A 1,374-nucleotide genomic window follows, 5' to 3' on the forward strand; every position below is an offset into this window, starting at 1 on the left:
AGTGCGGACCACATGACTCTGCGTCGTATGGAGCGGGTCAGGGGCGTGTTCGAGTCGGCGCTGGTTGCCGCGCTTGGTGAGCGGGGTGGCCATAGCCTGACGGTTGCTGATTTCACGATCATTTCCGGTCACGAGCCAGCGGGTATTCCCCTTGGTGAAGGAATGGTGCGGATCGAGTACCAGACGGCCTTGGCCGCGAGCTCCTCTGATGTGAGTGAAGCCGCCGCGGCGTCGGCGTTGATGGGTGACAATGAAGCGCTTGGTTCTGCTCTGGGTCGTGTGGCTGCTGGAACGGCGACGCCGACGGACAGGGTGGCGGTCAGCGCTGTTGGTTACCTTGTTCGGATGTGGCCGGATCATGGGCAGGTGCTGGATCTGGGTGCTGTGCATGGCGCGATTGAGAGTGAACCGGATTCGGCGTTGGTGTGGACTGCTTTGCTGACGTATTTGGCTTCGCTGGATGTCGCGCGTGGCACGATCACCACGGTTGTCGACAGGTATTTCGATGGTGGTCAGTGGAAACATGTGGTGTTGCCTGGTGCGGCACGTGACCGTTTTACGGTGACGGGCAAGGGTGTGTGGGGCTTGGACGGGCGGGTCTCGAGGCCGGTGCGGCTTGTTCCGCCGGGTGACGTCGTATCTCGTGTCGATCTCGGCACGCACTGGCTGACGCGGTTCGACATCGGGTTCGCCGGCCAGCAGGAGACTCCTGATGCGGTGGGTGAGCAGCAGGCTGACCAGTTCGCTCGGTGGCTGGCCGAGGTTGCTGTCGAGTTTGACGGTGATGGTCTGCCGCCGCTGGTCGCGGAGTTCTCAGGTCAGGGCTCCGACGATAGGTATCTCGGGTCGGTCGAGGCCGGGATGGCCGGCGGCCTGCGCAGAGCGCAGGCGGTCTGGTCGCGGGTGGCTGAGGGTGTGCGGACCGAGCTGACCCGCCTGGTGCCCGCGACGCGGGCAGAGGAGCTCAGCGCTGGGGTGCTCAGTGCCGAGGTGATCGCGCCCGCGAACCGCGTGTCCGGCACCTTCAACCCGAGCCACACCGTGGTCACCGTGACCGCGTACCCGGCGGCGAACCCGACCGCACCCACCACCACCCCGCTGCCCGCTGCCTTTGCGGGTGAGGACGAGCAGGGGGCGCGCCGCTACTTCACCGCGGGCCAGGTACGGATGCGCACCCTGACCGACGCGACCGGTCAGATCACGGGCGTCACGTTCGGTACGCCTGACGATCCGACCATCCTGGCGCATGGGTTCCCGGTGAACCGCCTTCGGCGATCCGGTCTGCTGATGGATGACACGTCGACGCGGGACACCGTCCCGCCGATCTCGATGGCGTTCCCGTGGGACGGCGATACCAAGACGTTCTTTGTGGAC

General features: G+C 65.7%; 1 protein-coding gene. It reads left to right on the top strand.

The features are described from left to right. Window positions 1-27: 27 nt before the first annotated feature. Window positions 28-1,374 (top strand): hypothetical protein (locus ABZX92_RS45905; protein WP_355572484.1); only part of this gene is annotated, 1,347 nt, incomplete at its 3' end.

The organism is Lentzea sp. NPDC006480 (assembly GCF_040611995.1).
Taxonomy (GTDB): Bacteria; Actinomycetota; Actinomycetes; order Mycobacteriales; family Pseudonocardiaceae; genus Lentzea.